23 protein-coding genes are annotated in these 25,466 nt (G+C 63.4%); 11 read left to right on the top strand and 12 right to left on the bottom strand.

What is annotated here, in order from left to right; all coding sequences use genetic code 11:
- From AC1RGE_RS25125 to AC1RGE_RS25090, 8 genes are all read left to right on the top strand, one after another.
- Complete coding sequence (locus tag AC1RGE_RS25125) at positions 1–768, top strand: TerC family protein (RefSeq protein ID WP_011058491.1); 768 nt, start codon at positions 1–3, stop codon at positions 766–768.
- Between the two features lie 216 nt (positions 769–984).
- Positions 985–2,643 carry a Na/Pi cotransporter family protein gene (locus AC1RGE_RS25120; RefSeq protein ID WP_011058490.1) on the top strand — a complete coding sequence of 553 codons (1,659 nt, stop codon included), beginning with the start codon at positions 985–987 and terminating at the stop codon, positions 2,641–2,643.
- Positions 2,644–2,699: 56 nt separating this feature from the next.
- The gene (locus AC1RGE_RS25115; protein WP_015633663.1) at positions 2,700–4,082 is read left to right on the top strand and encodes a M16 family metallopeptidase; all 1,383 of its coding nucleotides are present in this window, start codon (positions 2,700–2,702) and stop codon (positions 4,080–4,082) included.
- 179 nt (positions 4,083–4,261) lie between these two features.
- The gene (locus AC1RGE_RS25110; RefSeq protein WP_015633662.1) at positions 4,262–5,305 is read left to right on the top strand and encodes a DUF5924 family protein; all 1,044 of its coding nucleotides are present in this window, start codon (positions 4,262–4,264) and stop codon (positions 5,303–5,305) included.
- A gap of 54 nt (positions 5,306–5,359) precedes the next feature.
- Positions 5,360–6,508 carry an ABC transporter permease gene (locus AC1RGE_RS25105; RefSeq protein ID WP_011058487.1) on the top strand — a complete coding sequence of 383 codons (1,149 nt, stop codon included), beginning with the start codon at positions 5,360–5,362 and terminating at the stop codon, positions 6,506–6,508.
- Positions 6,505–7,308: an ABC transporter ATP-binding protein gene (locus AC1RGE_RS25100; protein ID WP_011058486.1), complete on the top strand. Its 804-nt coding sequence runs from the start codon at positions 6,505–6,507 to the stop codon at positions 7,306–7,308. The genes AC1RGE_RS25105 and AC1RGE_RS25100 overlap by 4 nt, the downstream gene beginning before the upstream one ends.
- A gap of 1 nt (position 7,309) precedes the next feature.
- Complete coding sequence (locus AC1RGE_RS25095; protein ID WP_011058485.1) at positions 7,310–8,248, top strand: MlaD family protein; 939 nt, start codon at positions 7,310–7,312, stop codon at positions 8,246–8,248.
- A complete protein-coding gene (locus AC1RGE_RS25090; RefSeq protein ID WP_072451954.1) occupies positions 8,245–8,874 on the top strand; it encodes an ABC-type transport auxiliary lipoprotein family protein in 630 nt (209 codons plus the stop codon). The genes AC1RGE_RS25095 and AC1RGE_RS25090 overlap by 4 nt, the downstream gene beginning before the upstream one ends.
- A 72-nt stretch (positions 8,875–8,946) precedes the next feature.
- Here AC1RGE_RS25090 and AC1RGE_RS25085 read toward each other — a convergent pair whose 3' ends face one another.
- The 5 genes from AC1RGE_RS25085 to AC1RGE_RS25065 all read right to left on the bottom strand — a co-directional run bounded on the left by AC1RGE_RS25085 (position 8,947) and on the right by AC1RGE_RS25065 (position 13,430).
- Positions 8,947–10,176: a nucleoside recognition domain-containing protein gene (locus AC1RGE_RS25085; RefSeq protein ID WP_019095624.1), complete on the bottom strand. Its 1,230-nt coding sequence runs from the start codon at positions 10,174–10,176 to the stop codon at positions 8,947–8,949.
- Between the two features lie 176 nt (positions 10,177–10,352).
- Positions 10,353–11,684 (bottom strand): glutamate/aspartate:proton symporter GltP, encoded by a 1,332-nt coding sequence (gene gltP, locus AC1RGE_RS25080; RefSeq protein ID WP_011058482.1) that lies wholly within the window; start codon positions 11,682–11,684, stop codon positions 10,353–10,355.
- 745 nt (positions 11,685–12,429) lie between these two features.
- Positions 12,430–12,897 (bottom strand): inhibitor of vertebrate lysozyme family protein, encoded by a 468-nt coding sequence (locus tag AC1RGE_RS25075; RefSeq protein WP_019095623.1) that lies wholly within the window; start codon positions 12,895–12,897, stop codon positions 12,430–12,432.
- Between the two features lie 2 nt (positions 12,898–12,899).
- Positions 12,900–13,064, bottom strand: a complete 165-nt coding sequence (locus tag AC1RGE_RS25070; protein WP_003170804.1) for a DUF1328 domain-containing protein — start codon at positions 13,062–13,064, stop codon at positions 12,900–12,902.
- Between the two features lie 81 nt (positions 13,065–13,145).
- Complete coding sequence (locus tag AC1RGE_RS25065) at positions 13,146–13,430, bottom strand: hypothetical protein (RefSeq protein ID WP_015633659.1); 285 nt, start codon at positions 13,428–13,430, stop codon at positions 13,146–13,148.
- A gap of 441 nt (positions 13,431–13,871) precedes the next feature.
- Here AC1RGE_RS25065 and algB point away from each other — a divergent pair, with 441 nt between their 5' ends.
- Positions 13,872–15,218, top strand: a complete 1,347-nt coding sequence (gene algB / locus AC1RGE_RS25060; RefSeq protein WP_011058479.1) for a sigma-54-dependent response regulator transcription factor AlgB — start codon at positions 13,872–13,874, stop codon at positions 15,216–15,218.
- A 10-nt stretch (positions 15,219–15,228) separates the two neighbouring features.
- Complete coding sequence (locus AC1RGE_RS25055) at positions 15,229–17,013, top strand: KinB sensor domain-containing domain (RefSeq protein ID WP_210482916.1); 1,785 nt, start codon at positions 15,229–15,231, stop codon at positions 17,011–17,013.
- A 4-nt stretch (positions 17,014–17,017) separates the two neighbouring features.
- On the opposite strand, the gene AC1RGE_RS25050 is transcribed toward AC1RGE_RS25055, so the two are convergent.
- The 7 genes from AC1RGE_RS25050 to AC1RGE_RS25020 form a co-directional block, all read right to left on the bottom strand.
- A complete protein-coding gene (locus AC1RGE_RS25050; protein WP_492585193.1) occupies positions 17,018–18,640 on the bottom strand; it encodes an EAL domain-containing protein in 1,623 nt (540 codons plus the stop codon).
- Between the two features lie 73 nt (positions 18,641–18,713).
- Positions 18,714–19,493, bottom strand: coding sequence for an N-acetylmuramoyl-L-alanine amidase (locus tag AC1RGE_RS25045; RefSeq protein WP_011058476.1), 780 nt, complete (start codon positions 19,491–19,493; stop codon positions 18,714–18,716).
- Between the two features lie 101 nt (positions 19,494–19,594).
- A complete protein-coding gene (locus AC1RGE_RS25040) occupies positions 19,595–21,778 on the bottom strand; it encodes a GGDEF domain-containing protein (protein ID WP_492585192.1) in 2,184 nt (727 codons plus the stop codon).
- Positions 21,775–22,653: an endonuclease/exonuclease/phosphatase family protein gene (locus AC1RGE_RS25035; RefSeq protein ID WP_011058474.1), complete on the bottom strand. Its 879-nt coding sequence runs from the start codon at positions 22,651–22,653 to the stop codon at positions 21,775–21,777. Before AC1RGE_RS25035 ends, AC1RGE_RS25040 begins: the two co-directional genes overlap by 4 nt.
- A gap of 12 nt (positions 22,654–22,665) precedes the next feature.
- Positions 22,666–23,295 carry a thiol:disulfide interchange protein DsbA/DsbL gene (locus AC1RGE_RS25030; RefSeq protein WP_011058473.1) on the bottom strand — a complete coding sequence of 210 codons (630 nt, stop codon included), beginning with the start codon at positions 23,293–23,295 and terminating at the stop codon, positions 22,666–22,668.
- A gap of 197 nt (positions 23,296–23,492) precedes the next feature.
- On the bottom strand, positions 23,493–24,098 hold the full coding sequence (locus tag AC1RGE_RS25025) for a c-type cytochrome (RefSeq protein WP_011058472.1): 606 nt from the start codon (positions 24,096–24,098) through the stop codon (positions 23,493–23,495).
- A gap of 45 nt (positions 24,099–24,143) precedes the next feature.
- A complete protein-coding gene (locus AC1RGE_RS25020) occupies positions 24,144–24,434 on the bottom strand; it encodes a c-type cytochrome (RefSeq protein WP_015633654.1) in 291 nt (96 codons plus the stop codon).
- Between the two features lie 191 nt (positions 24,435–24,625).
- Between AC1RGE_RS25020 and yihA the strand changes: the two genes are divergently transcribed.
- Complete coding sequence (gene yihA, locus AC1RGE_RS25015; protein ID WP_492585190.1) at positions 24,626–25,267, top strand: ribosome biogenesis GTP-binding protein YihA/YsxC; 642 nt, start codon at positions 24,626–24,628, stop codon at positions 25,265–25,267.
- Positions 25,268–25,466 lie beyond the last annotated feature (199 nt).

Below are 25,466 nucleotides of genomic sequence, written 5' to 3'. Positions count from 1 at the left end.
ATGGAATGGCTGACCAACCCGGAAATCTGGGTTGCCTTCTTTACCCTGACTGCCCTGGAGATCGTCCTGGGCATCGACAACATCATCATGATCTCGATCCTGGTCAGCCGCATGCCCAAGCACATGCAGGCGCGCACGCGGATCTTCGGTCTGGCGCTGGCGATGGTCACGCGCATTCTGTTGCTGCTGTCGATCACCTGGGTCATGCGCCTCACGGCCGACCTGTTCGTGGTCTTCGGCCAGGGCATTTCCGGGCGTGACCTGATCCTGTTCTTCGGTGGCCTGTTCCTGCTGTGGAAAAGCTCCCAGGAGATGTACCACGCCCTGGAAGGCGAGGACGAAACCATTGATGAGCCCAAGGGCAAGGGCGGCAACTTCCTCTACACCATCATCCAGATCGCCATTATCGACATCGTCTTCTCCCTGGATTCGGTAATCACCGCCGTGGGCATGGTTTCCCATGTGCCGGTCATGGTGGCGGCCATCATCGTCGCGGTGCTGGTGATGATGCTGGCGGCCGGGACCATCAGCGAATTCATCGACAAGCACCCGTCGCTGAAAATGCTCGCGCTGTCCTTCCTGCTGGTGGTGGGTACGGTCCTGATCGCCGAAGCCTTCGAAGTGCACGTGCCAAAAGGCTACGTCTACTTCGCCATGGCCTTCTCCCTGGCGGTGGAAGCCATCAACATCAAGATGCGCACCGCCATCGCGAAAAAGAAAAAACAGCAGGACCCGGTGAAACTGCGCAAGGACGTTCCTGGTCAATAATCCGGGAATGCGCTGAATGGAAAAGGGGCTCTCGGGCCCCTTTTCTGCGTCTGCAGGAAGCTGTTTTCATGACAGTTTTGTTTCAATCGCCGGTTTGGCTATGCGATGCTGGCGCCTCGTGCGTTAGCCAACTACAGCTTAAGTACATAACGTAGAACGTCGCGCAACAACGTCCACTCGCCCCGCTTGGGGCACTTCACCCCAGGGGGGGCCTCTATGCTGACCCTGCTCAATCTGCTTTCCGCCGTGGCCCTGCTGATCTGGGGTACGCATATCGTCCGTACCGGCATCCTGCGGGTCTACGGCTCCAACCTGCGCCACGTGATCGGCCAGAACATGGCCAGGCGGCCACTGGCGTTCATTGCCGGGATCCTGGTCACGGCCATGGTCCAGAGCAGCAACGCCACGGCGATGCTGGTGACGTCCTTTGTCGGCCAGGGCCTGATGGCGCTGACCCCGGCGCTGGCCACCATGCTCGGCGCCGACGTCGGTACCGCGCTGATGGCCCGGGTACTGACCTTCGACCTGTCCTGGCTGTCGCCGCTGCTGATCTTCCTCGGGGTGATCTTCTTTCTCTCGCGCAAGCAGACCCGCGCCGGCCAGCTGGGCCGGGTCGGCATCGGCCTGGGGCTGATCATCCTGGCCCTGCAACTGATCGTCGAAGCCGCGGCCCCCATCACCCATGCCCAGGGCGTGAAGGTCCTGTTCGCCTCGCTGACCGGCGATATTCTCCTGGATGCACTGATGGGAGCGGTGTTCGCCATGGTGTCCTATTCCAGCCTGGCGGCGGTGCTGCTCACCGCGACCCTGGCCGGCGCCGGGGTCATCAGCCTGCCGGTGGCCATCGGCTTGGTGATCGGCGCCAACATCGGCAGCGGGGTACTGGCCTTCCTCAGCACCAGCATGCAGAACGCCGCCGGGCGCCAGGTCGCGCTGGGCAGCCTGCTGTACAAGCTCATCGGCCTGCTGCTGATCATCCCGGTGCTCGACCCACTGGCCCACTGGATGGACAGCCTGGACTTCAGCCCCCAGGAAGTGGTGATCGGCTTCCACCTGCTGTACAACACCGCCCGCTGCCTGTTGCTGCTGCCCACTGTCGGCCCCATGGCCCGGCTCTGCGCCTGGCTGCTGCCGGAGCGCCCCCAGGAAAACGGCCGCGCTCGCCCGCGGCACCTGGACCCTACCGCCCTGGCCACGCCGAGCCTGGCCCTGGCCAACGCCGCCCGCGAAACCCTGCGCATCGGTGACCTGATCGACAGCATGCTGGAGGCGATGCGCGACGCGCTGCAGGGCAAGCAGACCGCCATCACCCAGGAGCTGCGCGCCCTCAGCGACGACGTCGAAGCGCTGTACAGCGCCATCAAGCTGTACCTGGCGCAGATGCCCCGGGAAGACCTCAGCGACCAGGACAGCCGGCGCTGGGCCGAAATCATCGAACTGGCGTTCAACCTCAAGCTGGCCAGCGATCTGATCGAGCGCATGCTGCGCAAGGTCCAGCAGCAGAAGACCTCCCAGCGCCGCTCCTTCTCCGAGGTTGGCCTGGAAGAGTTGACCGGGCTGCACGCGCAACTGATCGCCAACCTGCGCCTGGGGCTCTCGGTGTTCCTGAGCGCCGACCCCGAAAGCGCGCGCCAGCTGCTGCGGGAAAAACGCCGTTTCCGCGCTCAGGAGCGGCGCCTGGCCCACGCCCACGTCAGCCGCCTGCAACGCAAGATCGTCCAGAGCATCGAGACCAGTTCCCTGCACCTGGAGCTGATCGCCGATATGAAGCGCCTCAACTCCCTGTTCTGCAGCAGTGCCTACGTGGTTCTGGAAACCTCGGACACCGGCGCGCTGGAGGTCGAAGAGATGGCTGACATCACTCATTCACCCTGAACGTCCACAGTCCCACGAAGTCTGTAGAACTTACGCACGCCGTAAGGAAGCTTGTTATGCGTTGTCTGTTATTCGCCTGCCTGTTGCTGGGCAGTGCACAAGGATGGGCTTTGGATCGTTTCCAGGTCGAAGGCTACACCCTGCCCAATGGCCTGCAACTGCTGCTCAAGCCCGGCAGCGAACGCGGCCACGTGGCGATCCGCCTGGTGGTGGGGGTGGGCCTGGACGACTTCGCCTGTGCCGACAAGGAGTTGCCGCACCTGCTGGAACACCTGCTGTTCAGCGGCGTGGATGACAGCGGGGAAGGCGGCCTGGAAGAACGCATGCAGGCCCTGGGCGGCGAATGGAATGCCTACACCAGCAATGCCGACACCACCTTCGTCATCGAGGCCCCGGCGCGCAACCAGCGCAAGGTCCTGGACCTCTTGCTGTCGCTGCTGACCCATACCCGCCTGGACGACAACGCCGTGGCCGCGGCCAAGCAAGTGGTGGAACGCGAAGGCGGGGGTCACTATTCGCACCTGCAGCGCTGGCTCGACCGCCAGGACCTGGGACACAAGGCAGGCAACCAGCTGGCGGTGGAACTGGGGCTCAAATGCGCCGAACGCGCCGAGGTCGGAAACCTGACCCTGGCCCAGCTGGAGCAGGTACGCAAGGACTGGTACGCCCCCAACAACATGACCCTGATCGTGGTGGGCGAGCTCGATCGCCTGCTACCGGCCTACCTGGAGCGCACCTACGGTGCCCTGGAGCCGGTGGAGCCCAGCGAACACCCCGACCTGCCGCAGATCCAGGGCACCGCCGCCCCTGAGCGCACCCTGGTCCATGGCTGGGTAGGGCAGAGCGCGCAACTGCACTGGCTGTTTCCCGAGCCCGTGCTGGACCAGCAGCACGACGAGACCTTCGACCTGCTCAAGGACTACCTGGACTGGGCGCTGTATCGCCAACTGCGTCTTGAGCACGAATTGTCCTACGGCCCCTGGAGTGATCGGGAAGTCTTCGGTGGCGTGGGCTTTCTCAGCCTCAATGCCGACCTTGAGCGCGACGACCTGCCCCAAGCCCGGCAAGTGGTAGAGCAGCTCAAGGCACGGCTGCTCAAGGACGGCCTCGACCCGGCCACCTTCGCCCGCCTGAAACAGGCTGCCATCGATCGCCAGGCCTGGGCCGTGCAGGGCAACAGCGCCCTGGCGGACTATTACTGGAGCGCCCTCGGGGACTTCGACAACGGCCGCTTCAGCGACCCGGCCAAGCGCCTGAAAGCAGTGAGCCTGGAACAGGCCAACCTGGCCCTGCGCCAGCTGCTGCAGCAGCCGGGCTACCTGCGCATCGAACAACCGCTGCTCAGTGACGAACAACTGCTCTGGCTGATCGGCGGCCTGCTGTCCCTGGTCCTGCTCGGCAGCTTCGGCGTCTACCTGCTGCGCCGCCGGGCCCGCTGACCCATGGCCAGGGAGCTTGCTCCCGCCGGGCCGCGCAGCAGCCCCAGGGACAGGGCAATGCGATCACCTTGGCCGGATTACCTCGCCAGTGCGTGCGCACCTGAGCAAGCTCCCTCGCCACGGACCGCCGCCGACGTTATCCTGTCGCGGTTTTTCCTGCCCTGACTGTGATCCCCCCGATGCCGAACCTGACCCTCCTTATCCAGCGCATTCTCGAACTGATGAAGCGCTATCCGGGGATCATTGCGCTCGGCGGTTTCATCTCCGGGGTCGGCAGCTTCATCCTGGTGGACCGGCAACAGAGCCTGGCCTCGTGGATCGCCGTGATCCTGCTGGTGAGCTGGGTCTGGCTGATGCTGGAGAACAGCCTGACCCAGCTGTTCACCAAGGTCTTCAAGCGCGAGATCCCGCAGCCGCTGCTGCGCTATGCGACGCAGATGATCCACCAGGAAAGCCTGTTCTTCGTCCTGCCGTTCTTTTTCATCACCACCAGCTGGAACAGTGGCCAACTGGTGTTCACCGGCCTGCTCGGCGCCGCGGCGCTGATTTCCATCACTGACCCGCTGTACTACAAATGGCTGGCCCCGCGCCGCTGGCTGTTCCTGGCGCTGCACACCCTGACCCTGTTCGCCGCCTTGCTCACGGCCCTGCCGCTGATCCTGCACCTGACCACCGCCCAGAGCTTCAAGCTGGCCCTGGGCATCGCCATGCTCCTGTCCTTTCCGAGCCTGGCCTCGATCCTGCCGATCCGCAGCCTGCGCAGCGCCCTGACCGTGCTGGCCATTACCCTGGCCATCGGCAGCACCGGCTGGCTGCTGCGCTCCTGGGTGCCGCCGGCCACCCTGTGGCTGACCGAGGATGCCATCAGCACCCAGCTCCAGGATCGCACCCCGGGCGACAGCCTGGAGCAGATCAGCACCGCCCAGGTAAGCAGCACCGGCCTGTACGCCTACACCGCGATCAACGCCCCCCGGGGCCTGGACGAGCGCATTTACCACGTCTGGCAATTCAACGGCAGCGAGGTGGATCGCGTCGCCCTGGACATCCATGGCGGACGCAAGGAAGGCTACCGTGCCTGGTCCCACAAGCAGAATTTCCCCGCCAACCCGGCGGGCGACTGGCAGGTGCGGGTGATCACCGAAGACGGCCAGGTGATCGGCGTGCTGCGCTTCGAGATCACCGCTCCAGATCAAGACGCGGCCAAGACCGGCGAGGCAAAGTAACCGGGATCGTGCTATTACGTAGCACTGCGAAATGGCCACACAAGCTCGGAGCTTATGACTAGCAGCGTGACGCCCGGCACCGCTCAACTGGACCTTGCCCACTCCCCGGCGCAATTGCGCATCGGCGGCGACTGGACGCTGGCGCACTACAGCGACCTCAAGCGCCTCAGCCAATCCCTGGACGGCCGCTACGACAGCAGCACCCATATCGACCTCAACGGCCTGGGCGCCCTGGACACCGCCGGCGCGTCGCTGCTGGTGGAACTGCTGGGGGCAGAACGCCTGGGGCAGTCCGCCGAACACCCCGACTGCACCTTGTCCGCCGCCGACCGCGCGCTGCTGCACACGGTCTACACCTCGTTGAACGACTTCTGCGTACCGGTCAAGGAACCGGAGATCTCGGTCAGCGTGCAATTGCTTTCGCGCATTGGCAGCGCGGTCTATACCGTCTGGCAGGACACCCTGAAGGTCCTGGGCTTCATCGGCCTGATCCTGGAAACCCTGGCCCGCGGCCTGCTGCGCCCCAAGCGCTGGCGCATCACCCCGGTGGTGGCACACATCGAACAGACCGGCCTCGACGCGGCGCCCATCGTCGCCCTGCTGACCTTTCTGGTGGGAGCGGTGGTGGCCTTTCTCGGCGCCACCGTGCTGGCCAACTTCGGCGCCAGCATCTTCACCGTGGACCTGGTGGCATTTTCCTTCCTGCGGGAATTCGGCGTACTGCTCACCGCGATTCTCATGGCCGGGCGCACCGCCAGCGCCTTCACCGCGCAGATCGGCTCGATGAAGGCCAATGAAGAGATCGACGCCATCCGCACCCTGGGCCTGGACCCGGTAGAACTGCTGGTGCTGCCTCGGGTCCTGGCCCTGCTGGTGTCGCTGCCGATGCTGACGTTCCTGGCGATGCTTTCGGGGATAGTCGGTGGCGCGGTGGTCTGCGCCCTGTCCCTGGATATCTCCCCGGCGATGTTCCTCTCGCTGCTGCATTCGGATATCGGCGTGAAGCACTTCCTGCTGGGCCTGGTGAAAGCGCCGATCTTCGCCTTCCTGATCGCCGCCATCGGCTGCCTGGAAGGCTTCAAGGTCAGCGGCAGCGCCGAGTCGGTGGGCGCCCACACCACCTCCAGCGTGGTCCAGTCGATCTTCGTGGTGATCGTCATCGATGCCGTGGCCGCGCTGTTCTTCATGGAGATGGGCTGGTGAGCCGGCCGCCACGCGCGCCGGCGAAGGCGGTGATCGAGGTCCGTGGCCTGTGCAACCGCTTCGGCAAGCAGAGCGTGCACGAGAACCTCGACCTGGATGTGTACCAGGGCGAGATCCTCGGCGTGGTCGGCGGCTCGGGCAGCGGCAAGTCGGTACTGCTGCGCAGCATCGTCGGCCTGCGCCAGCCCAGCGAAGGCTCGGTGCGGGTATTCGGCCAGGACCTGCCAAGCCTGCCGGAACAGCAACGTTCGCTGATCGAACGACGCTTCGGCGTACTGTTCCAGAAGGGCGCGCTGTTCACCTCGCTGACCGTGACCGAGAACGTCGCCCTGCCATTGATCGAGCATGCCGGCCTGTCCCGTGCCGATGCCGAACACCTGGCGGCGGTCAAGCTGGCCCTGGCCGGCCTGCCGCTGTCGGCGGCCGACAAATACCCGGCCTCGCTCTCTGGCGGGATGATCAAGCGCGCTGCCCTGGCCCGGGCGCTGGCCCTGGACCCGGACATCCTGTTTCTCGACGAACCCACCGCCGGCCTCGACCCGGTGGGCGCCGCCGCCTTTGACCAGTTGATCCTGACCCTGCGCGATGCCCTGGGGCTCAGCGTGTTCCTGGTCACCCACGACCTGGACACCCTCTACACCATCACCGACCGGGTGGCGGTGCTGGCGCAGAAAAAGGTACTGGTGGCGGATGCCATCGATATCGTCGCCGAGACCGACGACGAATGGATTCACCAATACTTCCATGGCCCTCGCGGCCGCGCGGCCTACCAGGCCGCTACACAGACCAACGAGGGATGACATGGAAACCCGAGCCCATCATGTACTGATCGGCCTGTTCACCGTGATCGTGGTGGCCGGCGCCTTGCTGTTCGGCCTGTGGCTGGCCAAGTCCAGCGTCGACAGCGCCTTCCAGGACTACCAGATCGTCTTCAACGAGGCGGTCAGTGGCCTGTCCAAGGGCAGCTCCGTGCAATACAGCGGGATCAAGGTCGGTGATGTGGTCAACCTGCGCCTGGACCCCAAGGACCCGCGCCGGGTGCTGGCACAGATCCGCCTGGGCAGCGAGACGCCGATCAAGGAGGACACCCAGGCCAAGCTGGCCCTGACCGGCATCACCGGCACCTCGATCATCCAGCTCAGCGGCGGCACGCCGCAAAGCCCGACCCTCAAGGGCAAGGACGGCGAACTGCCCACCATCATCGCCTCACCGTCGCCCATCGCCCGCCTGCTGAACAACAGCAACGACCTGATGACCGGGGTCAACCTGCTGCTGCACAACGCCAACCGCATGTTCTCCCCGGACAACGTGGCCCGGGTCAGCAGCACCCTGGACAACCTGCAGAAGACCTCCGCCAGCATCGCCGAGCAGCGCGACGACCTGCGCCAGCTGATGCAGCAACTGGGCTCCATCAGCAAGCAGACCGGCGCCATGCTGGAACAGACCACCGCGCTGATGCGCAATGCCAACGGCCTGCTCAACGACCAGGGCAAGCAGATGTTCGGCAGCGCCGAGCACGCCATGCGCTCCCTGGAGCAAAGCAGCGCCACCCTGAACAAACTGCTGAGCGACAACCAGGACTCGCTGAACAACGGCATGCAGGGCCTCAACGGCCTGGCGCCAGCGGTCCGCGAGCTGCGCGAGACCCTGAGCTCGCTGCGGGCCATCACCCGGCGCCTGGAAGCCAACCCCGGCGGTTACCTGCTGGGTAACGAGAAGAACAAGGAGTTCACGCCATGAAGCGTGCCTATCGCCTGCTTGCCCCCATGGGCCTGAGCGCCGCCCTGGCCCTGACCGGAGCCTGCTCGATACTGCCCAAGGGCGAGCCGCTGGACATCTATCGGCTGCCGGTGGGCCAGGCCGGCGCCACGGCGCCGAACCAGGCCCTGCCGTGGTCCTTGCAGTTGCTCAAGCCCCAGGCCGGGGATGCGCTGAACAGCGCACGGATCGCGGTGATTCCCCAGGGCAACCTGATCAGCAGCTACAAGGCCTCGCGCTGGAGCGACCCGGCACCGATCCTGCTGCGCAACCGCCTGCTGGACGGCTTCCAACGCGATGGCCGGGTCCAGCTATTGAGCACCGATGACAGCAACCTGCAGACCGACCTGGCCCTGGGCGGCGACCTGCAAGCCTTCCAGACCGAATACCAGGGCAACGCCGCCCAGGTGGTGATCCGCCTGGATGCGCGGCTGATTCGTGGCTATGACCAGAAGATCCTCGCCAGCCGGCGCTTCGAAGTGCGCCAAGCGCTGGCTGAAACCGGGGTGCCGGCGGTGGTCACAGGATTTGGCCAGGCCGGCGATGCGCTGACCCGGCAAGTGGTGGATTGGGCAGTGGGGCAGGGCAATCGGGCGCTGAAACATTGAAAGCCCTTTCGCCGGCAAGCCGGCTCCTACAGAGGGAGTAGGAGCCGGCTTGCCGGCGAAGGCTCGCTCAACTCATCCAAAGAACCAGTAGCAAACCGCAATCGCCGCCACCACACCGGCGAATTCCGCCAGCAAGGCACAGCCCACGGCGTGCCGCACCCGCTGGATGCCTACCGCGCCGAAGTACACCGCCAGCACATAGAAGGTGGTTTCGGTACTGCCCTGGATGGTGGCCGCCACCAGGGCCGGGAAGCTGTCCACGCCCTGGGTCTGCATGGTCTCGATGAGCATGGCCCGTGCCGCACTGCCCGAGAACGGCTTGACCAGGGCAGTGGGCAAGGCGTCGACGAAACGTGTGTCCCAACCGGCCCACTCCACCAGATGACGAATGCCGTCGAGGCCGAAATCCAGGGCCCCGGACGCCCGCAGCACGCCGATGGCGCAGAGCATCGCGACCAGGTATGGCAAGAGGCTCTTGGCGACGTCGAAACCCTCCTTGGCGCCCTCGACAAAGGCCTCGTAGACCTTGACCTTGCGCAGCGCGCCGACCACCAGGAACAGCATGATCAGCCCAAACAGCGTGAGGTTGCCGAGAATCGACGACAGGGACGCCAGGGCCGTGGCCGACAGGGTGGCCAGCAAGGCCATGAAGGCGCCCAGGGCCAGGGCCCCGGGAACCAGGTAGGCCAGTACCACCGGGTCCCACAGGCGCAGGCGCTGCATCACCGCGACCGACAGCAGGCCCACCAGGGTCGAGGCGCTGGTGGCCAGGAGAATCGGCAGGAACACCAGGGTCGGGTCCGCCGCGCCTTGCTGGGCGCGGTACATGAAGATGGTCACCGGCAGCAGGGTCAGGGACGAGGCGTTGAGCACCAGGAACAGGATCTGCGCATTGCTGGCAGTGGTGGCGCTGGGGTTGAGTTCCTGCAGGGCGCGCATGGCCTTGAGGCCGATGGGCGTGGCGGCGTTGTCCAGGCCCAGGCCGTTGGCAGCGAAGTTCAGGGTGATCAGGCCCAGGGCCGGGTGCCCCGGCGGCACTTCCGGCATCAGGCGCTTGAACAGCGGCCCCAGGACCTTGGCCAGCCACTCGACGATTCCAGCCTTCTCGGCGATGCGCAGAAAACCCAGCCACAGGGTCAGGGTGCCGAACAGCAGGACCATGACCTCCACCGACAGCTTGGCCATGGCGAAGATGCTTTCCACCATGGCAGCGAAGATCCCCGCGTTGCCACCCACCAGCCACTGCGCCAGGGCCGACACGGTTGCCACGATAAAGAAGCCAAGCCACAGGCCATTGAGCATCGGTCATACCCCTCGAAAGATGCGGCGAATGATAGCGGGGCGGGCAGAAACGACAAACCCCGGATTAACCGGGGCCTGTCATCTGTTGGGGCTGGATTGCCGCTGAAGGCGGTCTTCAGGCAGGTGAAGGGCTTGGGGCCTCTTCGCTGGCAAGCCAGCTCCTACACAATAGGCGCTTAGCCTTTGGACGCTTCGCCTGCTGGCAGTTTTTCCTTGCTGCGCCAGTGCGGCAGGGAGTTCCAGTAGCGCTGGCCCTTGGCGTCGTCGTACATGCCTTCCCAACGGGAGATGACCAGTACCGCCAGGGCGTTGCCGATCACGTTCAAGGCGGTACGCGCCATGTCCATCACACGGTCGACACCAGCGATGAAGGCCAGGCCTTCCAGAGGAATGCCGACGCTGCCCAGGGTGGCCAGCAGGACCACGAAGGACACGCCCGGAACCCCGGCGATACCTTTGGAGGTGACCATCAGGGTCAGCACCAGCAGCAGTTGCTGGCTGATGGACAGGTCGATGCCGTACAGCTGGGCGATGAAGATCGCCGCGATGCTCTGGTACAGGGTCGAACCGTCGAGGTTGAACGAGTAGCCGGTCGGCACCACGAAGCTGCAGATGGCTTTCGGCGCGCCGTAGGCTTCCATCTTCTCGATCACCCGCGGCAGCACGGTTTCCGAGCTGGCGGTGGAGTAGGCCAGGACCAGCTCATCCTTGAAGATGCGCATCAGCTTGATCACCGAGAAGCCGAACAGGCGGGCGATCAGGCCGAGGATCACGAAAGCGAAGAAGGCGATGGCCACGTACACCAGGATCACCAGCTTGGCCAGCGGCAGCAGGGAGGCGAAACCGAAGTTGGCGACGGTCACCGCGATCAGTGCAAATACGCCGATAGGGGCGTAGTTCATGATCATGTGGGTGACTTTGAACATGCTTTCCGAAACGCCCTGGAACATCTTCACCAGCGGTTCGCGCAGGTCGGACTGCAGGCTCGACAGGCCCAGGCCGAACAGCACCGAGAAGAAGATGATCGGCAGCATCTCGCCGCGGGCCATGGCCGCGAAGATGTTCGATGGAATCAGGTTGAGGATGGTCTCGATGAACGCGTGTTCATGCTGCACCTCGGCCGCAGTGGCCTGGTACTTGGAGATGTCCACGGTGCCCAGGGTGCTCATGTCGATGCCTGCGCCCGGATGGAACAGGTTGGCCAGCAGCAGGCCGACGACGATGGCGATGGTGGTCACGATTTCGAAGTAGATGATGGTCTTGAGGCCGATGCGCCCCAGTTTCTTCGCGTCACCGACACCGGCGATGCCGACGATCAGCGAGGAAATGACGATCGGGATCACGATCATCTTGATCAAGCGGATAAAGATATCGCCCGCAGGCTGCAGGACGTTGCTGATCCACCAGGCCTTTTCAGCACTGAAATGATTGAGCAGCGCGCCAATCGCAATCCCCAGGACCAGACCGATGAGGATCTGCCAGGCGAGGCTTAATTTTGCCTTCTTCATATCATTACCCTTACTTCAGTTGGACTCGGGCTGATGCGCGAACTGGAACGCTCAATGGCGGAAAAGTTTGTGCATCGGCCCCCGTATAAGGTCATCCCGAACGAGCATTTACGGCTCTCTGCGGGCGAAAAAAGGCGCAACTATTCCGATGCTAGGGAGGCACGTCTAATGCCGTAAACGCCTACCCTATGCCGAATCGGCATGAGTTTTTCCAAACAAAACGAGCGTCCCAACCGGTTCGAATACGACATTTCGGCAGGCAAAAATGCCGTGAAACGGCCATTTCAGGCGGCGTGCAGGCTTGTCGGAGGGGTCAGGAAAAAGGCTAAAAAAGTTTAGGATTGCTCTGATTCGGGCGCCCGGAAACGCTGCGCAATTCGCACAAAGTTTCTCGATATACGGTCGCAGAGAAATACCAGGAAACGTTTGATCGGAGTCAAAGGAAGATTTTTTCCCGCGCGAGCACGGAAATTGTCAGACGGACGGCTCTAGCACAGGACTTTGCCATTCAAGCACGCCGCAAGCTCATCAGGTCGGTGGCCGACCTGGGAGCTTGCGCCGCCGCTCTTTCCTGACCCGGCCCTTGCGGAGGCACTCCCTGTACCCCTAGGTCACTCCGATCACCCGTGGATCAGAACATCCCGGCCCCTTGGTCATGCACTCGCCCTCCTCGGGTGGTGCAACAGCCGAAAGCGCCAGGGCGGCCCTTTCGTCTATCTGTTATGCAATATCGGCAATTTGCACATCAGTACCAGTTCGGGTCCTTGCGCAACTGCTCCTGGAGCAGCGCTTGCATGCCGTCATCGGGCTTGCCGAGGAACCGATAATTGGCGTGGCGGGTCGGTGACTTGTCCGCGGGCAAACCCGCCGGCACGTCCACCAGCATCGCGTAGGCATGCTTCTTGTCGAAACTGAAGGCCACGATCAAACGCTGGTTCTGACAACTCTGGGCGGTTTCGCACAGAGGGCCCACCAGATACTGATCGCCGTCTTCGGTCATGGCATTCATCTGTTGTGGCGCATCACCCGAGAGGTTCATCACCCACTCGGGCAGGCGCTCCTCCTTGTGCACGACCCCCTGCCAGGTTTCACGAAACTGCGGGTCCGACCCCAGCAACTGATTGGCTCGTGCCTGGCCATCATTGGCCGCCGACGCCAGGGCGCTGGCGCCCAGCAGCAGCGCGGCAGTCAATGTCTTCAACGTGAGACTCATGGTCAGCCTCGGCCTCGACGGCCAAAGAAGAACGAAGCGATGAACATCACCAGGAACACCACAAAGAGAATCTTGGCGATACCCGTGGCGGTGCCCGCGATACCACCGAAGCCCAGGACCGCAGCGACAATGGCAATGATCAGGAATGTGATTGCCCAGCTCAGCATGATGATTCTCCTTACTCTTCTATTAGTGGTGCTGCCTATGGAGCCAGCCCGGCGCCGCCGATTGCGGGCCCGGCCTTGGTGCTAGAACACCCAGCGTTCCTGACGTGGCGCGTCCGCGACCGGCTGTGCCTGGTCGACGGCCATCAGTTGCATGGGGGCCTGGTCGTTGAGCTGGCTGCTCACCGAACTGAAATGGGTCTGGGTGAAGTGATGAACCGGCACGCGCGGCGCGGGTGCCTGGCTGTCCTGCCAGCGCTGGAACTGTTGCCCGGCGATCAGGGTGACCAGCAACGCCAGAACGGCGAAGAGGCCTTGCTGGAGATGCAGTGGCGCAATACGCAATTGGGCAAGACGTTGGCGATTCATCCTGAAACTCCTCCCACACTGGTGGTGATGTTGTTATGGAAGCCACGGCCGGCGCTTCTCGATGAGAGGGATATTGCAGGCTGCATGCCAGCTTTTTCTTTGAGATTAAACTCAATAAAATCAAATACTTAAATAAAATTACCAAAAGCATTCCACACGCATACTGCACGATGCCCCCATGCCGGCCGTGCGAAATGCACGATGTCCCGGGAAAACAGTGAGCGTTTTTTGATCACAGGGGGAACTTTGATGAATGGCCAATAGCCTGATACAGACCCACCCAGCAGCTACTGTGGGTAAAACATGCATAATTTCAGCCTGTTAGCCGTTTCAGCCGGAGATATCTAACCTGCTGGCGCTGGAATGGATCAGAATCAACCTTGCAACTTGCCCGATTTTTCCGGGACTAAATAAAGATCATTCATTAAGGAGCCTCGGGAAATGGAGTCAGCGCCGGAGAATCAAGGCCGCATCCTTCTGGTGGATGACGAATCCGCAATCCTTCGCACCTTCCGCTACTGCCTGGAAGACGAGGGCTACACCGTGGCCACCGCCAACAGCGCGGCGCAGGCCGATGCTCTGCTGCAACGCCAAGTATTCGACCTGTGCTTCCTCGACCTGCGCCTGGGCGAAGACAACGGCCTTGACGTACTGGCACAAATGCGTACCCAGGCACCCTGGATGCGAGTAGTGATCGTCACCGCTCACTCCGCCGTGGACACCGCAGTAGATGCGATCCAGGCCGGCGCCGCAGACTACCTGGTCAAGCCCTGCAGCCCCGACCAGTTGCGCCTGGCCACCGCCAAGCAGCTGGAAGTGCGCCAGCTCTCGGCGCGCCTGGAAGCCCTCGAAGGTGAGGTACGCAAGCCCAAGGACGGCCTGGACTCCCACAGCCCGGCAATGAAAGTGGTGCTGGAAACCGCGCGTCAGGTGGCCAGCACCGACGCCAACATCCTTATCCTCGGCGAGTCCGGCACCGGCAAGGGCGAGTTGGCGCGGGCCATTCACGGCTGGAGCAAACGTGCCAAGAAATCCTGCGTGACCATCAACTGCCCCTCGTTGACTGCCGAACTGATGGAGAGCGAACTCTTCGGCCACAGCCGCGGCGCCTTTACCGGGGCCAGCGAGAGCACCCTGGGCCGGGTCAACCAGGCCGATGGCGGTACCCTGTTCCTCGACGAGATCGGCGACTTCCCATTGACCCTTCAACCCAAGCTGCTGCGCTTCATCCAGGACAAGGAATACGAGCGCGTCGGCGACCCGGTAACCCGCCGCGCCGATGTGCGCATCCTCGCCGCCACCAACCTCAACCTTGAAGACATGGTGCGCGACGGGCGTTTCCGCGAAGACCTGCTGTACCGGCTGAACGTCATCACCCTGCACCTGCCGCCCCTGCGCGAGCGCAGCGAAGATATCCTGACCCTGGCCGACCGCTTCCTCGCCCGCTTCGTCAAAGAGTATTCGCGCCCGGCCCGGGTCTTCAGTGATGAAGCCCGGGAAGCGCTGCTCAACTACCGCTGGCCGGGCAACATCCGCGAACTGCGCAACGTGGTGGAACGGGCGAGCATCATCTGCCCGCAGGAACGGGTGGAAATCAGCCACTTGGGCATGGCCGAGCAACCCACCAACAACGCCCCGCGGATCGGCGCCGCCCTGAGCCTGGACGAGCTGGAAAAGGCCCACATCGGTGCGGTCCTGGCCACCAGCGACACCCTGGATCAAGCCGCCAAGACCCTGGGTATCGACGCGTCGACGCTGTACCGCAAACGCAAACAGTACAACCTGTGAGCAACACCCTATGAAGTTAGCGATGAAACTGCGCACCCGGCTGTTTCTGAGCATCTCGGCCCTGATCACCGTGGCCCTCTTGGGCCTGGTGCTCGGGCTGGTCAGCGTGATGCAGATGGCCAGCACCCAGGAATCGCTGATCCGCAACAACTTCATCACCCTGGACCTGGGCCTCAAGCTGCGCCAGACCCTGGGCGACCAGCTCATCATCATGCTCGGCAAGCAGCCGGACCGCGCCGCCCTGGAAACCTCCCGACAGCACTATCTGGAACTGCTCGACGAAGGCATCGCCCATGATCGGCAGACCCAGGTACAAAGTGGCTTCCAGCAGGCCCGTAGCGACTACCTGAGCTTCTACCAGGCCTTCGAGCGCAACAGCACCGCAAGCGGGCTGCATGACAACAACGAGCTGACCGAGCGCTTCAACGCCTTGCGCGGCGGGCTGATCAACGAACACAAGCGCGCCCTGGACAACATCAGCCAGGTGGAGCAGCAGGCCCGCAACCGCGCATGGCTGGTGGCCGGCCTGCTGGGCCTGGTGGCCCTGGCGGTGCTGATCATCGGCTTCGTCACGGCCCATGCCATCGCCCGGCGCTTTGGCGGGCCGATCGAAGCCCTGGCCAAGGCTGCGGACAAGATTGGCGAAGGCAATTTCGACGTCACCCTGCCCATTTCGGCGGCGGCGGAAATGAACCTGCTGACCCGGCGCTTCGGCATCATGGCCGAGGCCCTGCGCCAGCATCAGGCAACCAATGTCGATGAGCTGCTGGCCGGCCAGCAGCGCCTGCAGGCCGTGCTCGACAGTATTGACGACGGCTTGCTGATGATCGACCGCCAAGGACGTCTGGAACACCTCAACCCCGTGGCCCAGCGCCAGCTGGGCTGGGACCAGGAGCGCCTCGGCCAGGGCCTGGGCAGCGCCCTGCAACGCCCGGAGCTGGATGAGCAGCTACAGCTGGTATTGCGCGGCGGCAATCTGGAACGGGCGCCGGACGACCTGGATATCGAGGTCGACGGCGAGTCGCGCCTGCTGACCTACAGCCTGACCCCCGTCAGCCATACCCAGGGCCATATTCTCGGCGCCGTGATGGTGCTGCACGATGTCACCGAGCAACGGGCGTTCGAACGAGTGCGCAGTGAGTTCGTGCTGCGCGCCTCCCACGAACTGCGTACCCCGGTCACCGGCATGCACATGGCCTTCGGGCTGCTTCAGGAACGCCTGCACTTTCCCGAGGAGTCCCGGGAAACCGACCTGCTCAATACGGTCAACGAGGAAATGCAGCGCCTGATGCAGTTGATCAACGACCTGCTGAATTTTTCCCGCTATCAGAACGGCCTGCAGAAACTCACCCTCGCTCCCTGCCCCCTGGAAGAGCTGCTGGTGCAGGCCCAGGGCCGCTTCAGCGAGCAGGCCCAACAGCAAGGCATCGACCTGCTGCTGGAGATCCAGGCGCCGTTGCCACGGCTGCATGCCGACCGCGCACAACTGGAGCGGGTGCTGGACAACCTGATCGACAACGCCTTGCGCCACACCGCCAGAGAGGGCCAGATCCGCCTGCAGGCGCGGCGCCATGGCGAGCGGGTGATCGTCAGCGTCGAAGACAATGGCGAGGGTATCGCCTATGGCCAGCAAGGGCGGATCTTCGAACCTTTCGTCCAGGTGGGCCGCAAGAAGGGCGGTGCCGGCCTCGGGCTGGCGCTATGCAAGGAGATCGTCCAGCTGCATGGCGGGCGCATGGGCGTCTACTCAAGGCCCGGGCAGGGCACCCAGTTCTATCTGGCCCTGCCGCTCTAGGGCCTCATGCTTCATCATCCAGACGCCTGGCCACCAGCCGTCGGCCACGGGTAATCAGCTCAGTGAACTGCAAGGCACTCAGGGCATGGGCGAACAGCCAGCCCTGGCCGAAGCTCACGCCCTCGCTGCTGAGCAGCAGCGCCTGGTCCTCGAACTCGATGCCCTCGGCAATCACCTTGAGTTTCAATGCGTGGGCCATGCGAATGATGTGCGGCGCCACGCCGCTGCTGGCGGCATCGTGCCCCAGGGCATCGATGAACGCCTTGTCGATCTTCAGGCAATCCACCGGCAGGCCCTGCAGGTAGGCCAGGCTGCAATAGCCGGTGCCGAAATCGTCGATCAGCACCTGATGCCCGACATCGCGCAGGGCCTGCAGGTTGTTGCGCGCCACCACCACATCGATCAGCCCACGCTCGGTGACCTCGAAGGCGATCTGCCGGGCCGCTACCCGATGCGTCGCCAGCAGCCGCGCCATGACCATGCCGATCCGCGGGACCATCACGTCGCAGGCCGCCAGGTTGACTGAGATGTACAGCTGGGGATTGGCCCGTAGCACATGCCCCAGTTGCTCCAGCAGGCGCTGCAGAACGAAGTCGGTGATCTGGCGGATCTGCCCGGTGTTCTCCGCCAGTGGGATGAACAGGTCGGGGCTGGTCAGGGTGCCGTCCGGGCGGCGCCAGCGCAGCAGGGCCTCGGCCCCCACGCAGAGCCGGCTACTGAGATCGAAGATCGGCTGGTACAGCACCTGCAGTTCGCCGCGGCGCAGGGCCCCTTGCAGCTCCGCCCCCAGGGACTGGCGCTGGCGGACCAACTGATACACCAACCCACCGATGAACAGCGCCAGCACCAGGCTGGAGGGCAGCAACCACCACCAACCGTCGAGCACTTCGCCCTGCAGGCTGGCGCGGGGGGTGATCAGCACCAGTTGGTACTCGGGGTTGCGAGTGGGCATGCGATAGATCAGCAGGTCCGGGGTGACCTGCAAGGGCCCGTCGCGGCCCGCCTGCCAAGGCTGTGCGGGGGGCCAGGCACGGGCCGGGCCGAGCACCGGTATCGCCCGGGCACCATGATCCACCACCACCATCAGGCTGCCACCGGCAGGCAGATCGACCACATCGGTCAGGTGCCCGCGGGAAGTGGCCACGCGAAAGTTGCCGCGACCCAGCATCAGGGCAGCAAGGTTCTCGTTGGGCTGGGTCGAGGTGTTGAGCCAGTAGCTGTAGGTCGGCCCGCGGATATCCGGCGGCCTGGCCGCCGGCAGGAGGTTCTGTCGTGGCCAGTTGGAACAGGTGTGGGTGGCGTCCCTGTAGGCCGCTTCATAAATGAAGCGATAGCTGTAGCTGACCTGCTGCAGAGCTGCGATGAGATCGGCGTTGCACTCGCGCAGCGGCTGCGCCTCCAGCACATCGAGACCTTCGCGCAGTTGCCCGAACAACTGCTCCAGCCGCTCCAGGAAACGCTGCCCCTGGGCGTTCATCTGCTCGCTTTCCCGTTGCTGGACCTGGTGCATGGCCAGCCCGGCGCTGCCCAGCAGCAACATCACCGCACTCAGCACAGCCGCCAGCATCGCCAGCGTCCAGGGGCGATGGAACCAGGTACGCAAGGGCTCGCGAGCGGCCGGCATCATGGGAGATCCGAAGGATTACCAATGAGTTATAGCAACTGATTGGACAATCGGCCCCAACCGTCCGGCGGCGTCATTATTTTGTCTGGTTGAGTACCATCAGGATGGCCGCGCTTTCTGCGTCCGGCGTGCCATCGAAACGCCCCGGCCGGTAGTGCATCTGGAATGCGGCCAGGACGTTCCGGGTCGCCTTGTCCAGCTCGCCGGTCTGCGGCGTGGCGTAACCCAGCTGGGCCAGTTGCTGCTGGTACCAACCGATGCTCGGCGGGCTCACGGTAAAGAACGCCTGCTGGCGTGCCACTGCCTGGGCATCGGGCCACAGTCCCAGGCCGGCCTCGGCCAGGCGTTTCCAGGGAAACAGCGGGCCCGGATCCAGCTTGCGCATGGGGGCGATATCGCTGTGGCCAATGATGTGGCGCGGCGAGATGTTGTTGCGCTTGCTGATGTCCTTGAGCAGCACGATCAGGTTCTGGATCTGCGCTTCGCTGTAGGGGTACCAGAGCCGCCCGCTGGGGCCATCGCGGAACCCCGGGTTGACGATCTCGATGCCAATGGAACTGGAGTTGAGCCAGGTCCGGCCCTGCCACTGGCTGTCGCCGGCATGCCAGGCACGGTATTGCTCGTCCACCAGCTTGTAGATGGTGGCGGACTTGTCATCGCCGATCAGGTAGTGGCTGCTGACCTGGCCATGGGTCAATAGGGCCAGGGAGCGCTCCAGCGATGCCGAGGTGTAGTGGACGATGATGAACTGGGCGCGCTGATCGTAATTGACCGACGGGTGGCTGGTGTCGATGCGCGGGCCGCTGGCGCAGCCGGCGAGGATCAGCAGGGAGAGGGCAAGAGCAAGAAGTTTCATGGCAAAAGGCAGTACGCTGAAGACGATAATGCAATAGTGTAACGTACTGCCCTGGCGTTCATGGGCAAAACAGCGCTTTCATTCAGCAAAGTGCTGGCTCCTCAACCAGCTTCCACCCGGTTACGGCCGGCATCCTTGGCCCGGTACAGCGCCTGATCGGCTCTTTTGATCACCAGATCGCTGCGATCACCGGCCTTGAACGCACTCAGCCCGACGGACACGGTGATGGTCACCGGCTCGCCCTTGAAATGGAACGGGCACGCCTCGATTGCCGCGCGCAAGGCTTCCACAATGCGCACGCCCACCGGCCAGGGGGTGTTGGGCAGCAACAGAACAAACTCCTCGCCACCGAAACGTGCGATGAAATCGCTGCCTCGCAGGCGTTTGCGCAGTACGTTGGCGATGATCTTCAACACCTTGTCACCGGCCAGGTGACCGTAGTTGTCGTTGATCCGCTTGAAATGATCGAGATCGAGCATGGCCAGCAGCAGGCTGTTGCCATGTTGTTGCCATTGGCCGACTTCATGTTCCAGGCGTTCGCTCCAGGCAGCCCGGTTGGGCAGACCGGTGAGCGGATCGATCAGCGCCTTCTGCCGCTGCTCTTCCAGGTGCTCACGGTAGCCCTGGGCTTCCTGCTCCATGCTCGAAACCCGCTCCGCCAGGCTTTGCAGGCGGGCGGCCACTTCCCGTTCACGCTCGTCGCGCTGCTTCTGGTGGTGGTCCATGGTGCCCAGCAGGCCTTCCAGGTGGCTTTCCAGCACTTGCTTGAGGTCATCCAGGTCGGCGGCCTCCTGCACGCTGCTTTGCAGGCCGTCGACCTGTTCACGGATCTGGCTGTCCATGGCCCGTGCCGCCGAACTGCTGTCGGCATGGCCGTCGCTGGCCGCCTGCAGGTTGCTCTGGAAGGCCTCCAGGCGCTCGTTGAGCTGCTTGAGATAGGTCTCGAACTCATGCTGGCCGGAGTCGGTGATGGCCAGCATCAACACCGCCAGATCGTCGAGGATCGGCAGCAATTCGTACCAGTTCAACCCATGCTGCAGACGATCGCGCATGGCCTCGGCCTGTGGCCGGTGGCGCTCCGGCAGGCTCAGGTCGTCGAGCAACCCCAGCAAGGTGTGCTCGATGTGCTTGGCCACCGAACTGTAGGAGGGCTCGGGCGAATCCGGCAGAGCGTAGAGCACATCGTGCTCCGACTGCTCCGGATCGATGGCGGCCAGGGCCTCGGCCATGACTGCCGGCAAGGGCAGGCTGTCCAGCAGCACTGCCGGGGAAACCGTCGGCAGGGGCAACAACTCGTCGGGATTGAGCGCGGCTTCGGCGACAGGCGCTGGCGGCGAATCGGAAGCGGCGACCACCCCGGGATCGACGGGCGCTTGTGGCTCCGCGACAGGCGAAATGGTTGCTTGAGGTTCGACCTCGATAGCGGGTACAGGCTCGACGGGCTTCTCCTGCACCAGTACCGGAGGCACGAACGCCACCACCGGGGCCGGAGCGGGCACTGCAGCAACCTCCGGCTCGTCGCTGGCAACCGGCTGGGCAACCGGCTCAGGTTCGAGCTGCACTTCGGGCTGTGCCGGGGCGGGCGCGGCAGGCGCCGAAACCGCCTCAGGCAAGGCCTGGGTCGGCGTCTGATAGTGCTCGCGCGCGCCATCCTCCGGGGCCGGGGCTTCCTCGGCTTGCGGATGAGCCTCCGCCGCGGCTGCCGGGAGCGGCGGATTCGTCGCAACGGCTTCCTCCCCCGGGGCCGGCGTCTCGCTCGCCTCGCGGCTGCCGAACAGGCGCTGCAACAGGCTTGGGCGGTCGGGTTCGGCCGGGGTTTCCAGCCGGCTCAGGGCCTTGCCCTGCAGGCTGCTCAGTTCGCCGAGCAGCAAGGGAATTTCCCGCGCCTGGCCAACCCGGCCATCCAGTTGCTTGGCAAAGGCTTTCAGCGGACGGCTGACCTCCCGGGGCAGGGGCAGGGACTGCAACTGGCTGACCAGCGCCGTCAGCGCGCTGCTCATCTGCTCGACCCGGGTTTCCCGCCGCTGCTCGGAGTCCAGCACGGCTTTTTCCAGGCGCGGCAGCAGGGCAGCAAGCCCGGCGTCCATGTCGTCGGTGCGTACCACCTCGCGCATTTCCTTCATGCACTGGTCGACCGCGCGATCGGTGCCCTCCGCCGCCAGGGTGCTGCGTACCAGGCCACGACGCAGCAAGTCGAGACGGGCCGCCCATCGGCGTTCGAGCTTTTCCTGCTGTTCGATACTTTTGAGGTATTTCTCTTTCCAGCGATTGGCGTCGTCGCTCATTCATCGGTTCCGCGAGGGGCAGGACTCAACGCGGGCAATGCATCAGCCGTGAGCGAACCCGGCAGACGAATCTCTACCGCGACCGGCAGGTGATCGGATATGGGTTGGGCCAGGACCTCCACGCGCTCCAGGGTCAGGCTGGGGCTGAGCAGAATATGGTCCAGGCAACGTTGCGGACGCCAGCTGGGGAAGGTCGCCTGCAGTTGCGGCGCCAAGAGGCTGAGGTCCCTTAGAGGGGAATGCTCCAGCAGGTCGCTGGCGTGGGTGTTCATGTCCCCCATCAGCACCTGATGCTTGTAGCCGCCGATCAACTCGCGGATGTACGCCAGTTGCCGGGTTCGGGTGCGGGCACCGAGCGCCAGATGCATCATCACCACCACCAGTGCCTCGGGACCCTCGCCAAAACGCACGAGGATCGCGCCGCGCCCCTTGGGGCCAGGCAGCGGGTGGTCTTCGATGGCCCAGGGGCGCAGGCGGCTGAGCACGCCATTGCTGTGCTGAGCCAGGCGTCCCAGGTTGCGATTGAGCTGTTGGTACCAGTAGGGGAAGGCGCCCAGTTGGGCCAGGTGTTCCACCTGATTGACGTAGCCGGAGCGCAGGCTGCCGCCATCGGCCTCCTGCAGGGCCACCAGGTCGAAATCGCCAAGCAGGTTGCCGATTTTCTGCAGATTGTCGGCACGTCCATGATGGGGCAGCAGGTGCTGCCAACCACGAGTCAGGTAATGGCGATAACGTTCGGTGCTGATACCGACCTGGATATTGAAACTGAGCAAGCGCAGACGACTGTCTGCCGGCAGGCCGGACGACGCCAAATGGTGCTCGTTGACCTGCGGATCATGCAGGCCAACGATGCGTTCCGAGCTCCAGCGCGGCATGGCGGCGGGCGCTTACTTGGCTGCGCGCTCTTTGGCGATCAACTGGTCAGCCACGCTCAGCGCGCCTTCAGGACCACCAGCGGTGCCCAGGTCGAAACGATACTTGCCGTTGACCACCATGGTCGGTACGCCGGTGATCTGGTAGGCCTGGGCCTTTTTCTTGGCGTCTTCGACCTTGCCTTTGACGGCGAAGGAATTGTAGGTGCTCAGGAACTTGTCCTTGTCGACGCCTTCGCCCGCCAGGAACTCGGCCATCTCTTCAGGAGTAGCGAGTTTCTTGCCGCCATGGATGGCTTCGAATACGGCCTTGTGCACCTTGTGCTCGACACCCATGGCTTCAAGGGTGATGAACAGTTGGCCATGGATGTTCCAGATACCGCCGAACATGGCCGGGATACGGACGAAGTTGACGTCGGCCGGGAGTTTTTCAGCCCAGGGATTGATGGTCGGTTCGAAAGCGTAGCAGTGCGGGCAGCCATACCAGAACAGCTCAACCACTTCGATCTTGCCTGGCACGGCAACCGGAACGGCGCTGCTCAACTCGACATATTGTTTACCGGCTTCAAGCGGTTCGGCCGCTTGAGCGGTCACGCCAAACAGGCTGGCGGTGACGAGTGCGGCGCTGAGAATCAGATTACGCATGCTTTACTCCTGGACAATTTTGGCGCCTCGCTCGACCTGAATTCGGCCAGGTCTTGGCGGGCTTGAGTTCGCTAGTGTAGCGGCAGACGCCATAAAAAAGGGCGGCCTGAGCCACCCTTTATGCTTGCACCGTCAGATTAATCGATCATTAACGTTGCCGTGGCTTAGCACCTTGGGCAACGCTGATCGAGCCGGCCTCAGTGCAGGCCCTGAATATAGCTGGACACCGCTTCGATGTCTTTGTTGCTCAGCTTGCCAGCGATGCTGCGCATCACCAGGGTATCGCCGTCGTTGGTACGGTTGCCTTCGCGGAAGTCGGTCAGCTGCTTGGCCACGTACTGTGCGTGCTGGCCGCCCAGATGGGGGAAGCCGGCTGCTGCGTTACCCGCACCGTTTGGCGAGTGGCAACCGGTGCAGGCAGGCATGCCCTGGTCCAGCTTGCCGCCACGGAACAGTTCTTCACCACGGGCCACGACTTTAGGATCTGCTGCGCCGACGCTGCCTTTCTGGCTGGCGAAGTAAGCGGCGATGTCAGCCAGGTCCTGATCGCTCAGGTTGGTCAACAGGCCTGTCATCTCCAGCACCTGGCGCTTGCCGGACTTGATATCGTGCAACTGCTTGTTCAGGTACTTTTCCCCCTGACCCGCCAGCTTGGGAAAGTTTGGCGCCATGCTGTTCCCATCAGGGCCGTGGCAAGCACCACAGACTGCGGCTTTCGCCTGACCGGCAGCAGCGTCGCCTGCGGCATGGGCGACACCTGTGATGCCCAAGGTCAACAGCAGACTCACGAGTAATTTGTTCATCAGCTAATCCAACTACGGCTAAGGGTTAAGAGTTATGGACCGGGATCACTCGCTCATCCAATGGATGATGACTCGGTAATCCTCGGCACTGCAGTCCATGCACAAACCACGCGGCGGCATCGCCTTGAAACCCTGGGTCACGTGTTGCACCAGCGTCTCCATACCTTGCGCCAACCTCGGCGCCCAAGCTTCCTGGTCGCCCTTGCGGGGCGCCGTGGGTAGTTGGCCGGAATGACAAGCCCCACAAACACGGTTGTACACAGCTTCCGGATCCTGTGTAGCCTGAGCGCCGTAAAACGGCATCAAGACACCGGCAGCTAGCAGCCATTTCGTCATAAAACGACCTTTTCAGGGTTGAGAGCGTGCTGCGTTCTAATGCGCATTCAAGGTTTATCGCTCTCGTGAACTTCATCCTACGCTGGGACAAAGCGCACACAAAATCTGCGGCATTATATACTGGCGTTACTGAAACGGAAACGACACCGCTCGCCGCGTCCACTCTCGGCATCGCCCCAATCGGAAATCCCATGCAACTCAAGAACCCCATCCTCGGTCTGTGCCAACAGGCTACGTTCATGCTCAGCGCCGCCAAAGTCGATCAATGCCCTGACGATGAAGGCTTCGAAGTGGCCTTTGCCGGGCGTTCCAACGCCGGCAAATCCAGCGCCCTGAACACCCTGACCCACGCCAGCCTGGCACGCACCTCGAAAACTCCGGGTCGCACGCAGTTGTTGAACTTCTTCAAGCTAGACGACGATCGCCGTCTGGTCGACCTGCCGGGCTACGGTTACGCCAAAGTGCCAATCCCGCTCAAGCAACACTGGCAGCGTCACCTGGAAGCCTACCTGGGCAGCCGCGAGAGCCTTAAGGGCCTGATCCTGATGATGGATATCCGTCATCCCATGACCGACTTCGACCTGCTGATGCTGGACTGGGCGGTCGCCAGCGGCATGCCGATGCACATCCTGCTGACCAAGGCCGACAAACTGACCTACGGCGCGGCCAAGAACACCCTGCTCAAGGTGCAGTCGCAGATCCGCAAGGGCTGGGGCGAAGCCATCACCATCCAACTGTTCTCGGCCCCCAAGCGCATGGGCCTGGAAGAGGCCTACACCGTGCTGGCGGGCTGGATGGAACTGGCCGACAAAGGCGCCGAAGCCGAGGCCTGAGAGACGTAGGGAAAATTGCCTGGGGGATGATCAGGCAAGGCAAAAGCGCGGTACGAAAGCGGAGTTTACTGGCTGTAAATGAGCATTTCGCGCCGCGTTTTTAACGCAGCATGATCATTTCCCAGGCGGTTTTCAGGCAAAAAAAACCCCGGACTTCGTATGGGGAGGGGGAAGTTCGGGGTTCAAGTTCTAGACCGCT

Source organism: Pseudomonas sp. GW823-FHT02C05 (assembly GCF_058797595.1).
Note: the sequence above shows the minus strand (reverse complement) of the source record. Positions and strands in the feature narration are given on the sequence as shown.